This window comes from Robiginitalea sp., from assembly GCF_049588695.1.
Taxonomy (GTDB): domain Bacteria; phylum Bacteroidota; class Bacteroidia; order Flavobacteriales; family Flavobacteriaceae; genus Robiginitalea.
Genome location: NZ_JBAVZJ010000586.1, coordinates 1 through 1,903, shown reverse-complemented (window position 1 = coordinate 1,903; position 1,903 = coordinate 1). Strand labels below are relative to the sequence as shown.

General features: G+C 46.7%; 1 pseudogene. It reads right to left on the bottom strand.

What is annotated here, in order from left to right:
- Window positions 1-88: 88 nt before the first annotated feature.
- Window positions 89-1,903 (bottom strand): annotated as a pseudogene (locus WBV75_RS13400) (SusC/RagA family TonB-linked outer membrane protein); the annotation flags it as partial.

The following is a 1,903-nucleotide window of genomic DNA, read 5'->3' as shown; positions in this document are numbered from 1 at the left end:
TATCTATGGCGTCGTTACAGGAAGCAAGCCCTGCAACTACACCTACTGTTAACAATATATTTCTAATGTTTTTCATCGCTCTGTTTTTTTAAAATCCTAATTCAACTCCTATGGACATAATCCGAGGCGTTGGGTATAGTCTTGAGGTGTTATTCTGCGCTTCTGCGTCAAACCCGCGCCATTTAGTCCAGGTAAACAGGTTTTCCGCATTTCCAAAGACCCGGAGTCTGGAAAAACCAGTTTTCTCAATAAAGCGCTGAGGGAAGTTATATCCCAACTGCAGGAATCGCAGTCTCACATAGTCTGCCTCAACCAGGTACCGGTCTGATCCAAATGAGGCCCGGTTAAAGGCGTCATAAGACGGAATGTCCGTAACCCGGTTATCAGGAGTCCATGCGCGAAGCAGGTCGCGTGAGGTCCGGAACTGACCGATATTATCAGGATTCTGGAAACCTGCCAGGTCGTTGTCAAACCTGTCTACACCTGTAACGTAATTAAATTGGGTGGTCAGGAAGAAGCCTTTGTAATCCATATTGAATCCGAAGCTACCCTGCCATTTTGGAAAAATATTCTTATCGAGCCATACCCGGTCTGTATCCGCATTTGGATTCTCAGTTACGTCTCCATCCGCAGTTAAGAATAAAAGATTCCCGTTCGCAGGGTTGACACCTGCATAACGCAGGGTAAAGTACTCAAAGAGCTGGCCTCCGTTTCGTCCCGTGCCGATGATCTCCCCTTCTTCATTCGGAAGATTTGCCAACTCGGTTTCGTTAAAGTTACCGACTCCGTTCAGAGTGAAGTTGAATCCGTCAGGAGAATCACTGCGAACTATATCCCAGTTCAGGGTAAAATCAACTCCTCGGTTATACAAATCTCCGGTGTTTGCATTCAGCGAAGTAACAGAGTTTATCGCAGAAACCGGTGTACTCTGGAACAGGTCCGAAGTTTTCTTGTCGTAGTAATCTACGGTACCCCTGAGGCGACGGTCAAAAATCTCAAAGTCAAGCCCCACATCAAATTGAGTTACCGTTTCCCACTGTAGGGTCGTATTTCCGATTTGTGAGAGGAATATGGCCGTTTGGTTACCGTAACCACTTCCTGTGGCAAAGAAATTCTCCGTTAAATCGGGAGAAGAGAAATAGCTGGTACCCGCAATACGCTGGTTACCTGCAGTTCCATAAGATGCCCTCAATTTCAATTGATCAAAGATTGAACCATCCATAAAGGCCTCGTTATGAATGTTCCAACGCCCGGCCACAGACCAGAAGGTGGCCCATTTGTTACTTCCCGCAAAGCGGTAGGAGGCATCCCGACGTATGGTTCCCGTAATTCCGTAACGTGTATCGTAATCATAATCCGCGCTTCCAAAGTAGGAGAAGAGTCCTGCATTGAGGATATTAGCATTGGCCGTATCCACAAACAGCAATCCCCCTGTATCTGGGTCGATCTGCACCGGAATCAAACCTGAACCGTCTCCAGGGGAGAAAGTTGCAGGAATCAATCCGTTCGAATTATACCCGAACGTACGTAAATGGGCTTTAAAGTATTCCGTGTAGGCACCGACATCCAAAGAGTGCCTGCCCCAGCTATTCGCATAATTAAGGGACGTTACCTGGTTGTAGGAAAACTGTCGTGTACTTTGTTGTGACTGGGCTCCTGAAGTCGGATTTTCCGCACCCCCAAAGAGTAGAGCGTTAAAAGACTCCGGCCCTTCAGCAGAGGTGAAGAATTCACTTTGGTAATCCCCACTCATGAGAATTCTCGCAGTGAGTTCCGGGGTGATTTTATAGGAAGCGTTAAAACTCCCGATAATCTTGACCTCTTCTTCCTTACGAGTAAAGGTACGCAACCTGTCTAAAAGAAAAAGGGGCGTGTTTGAAAACAGCAAGGGAGATAATAGATC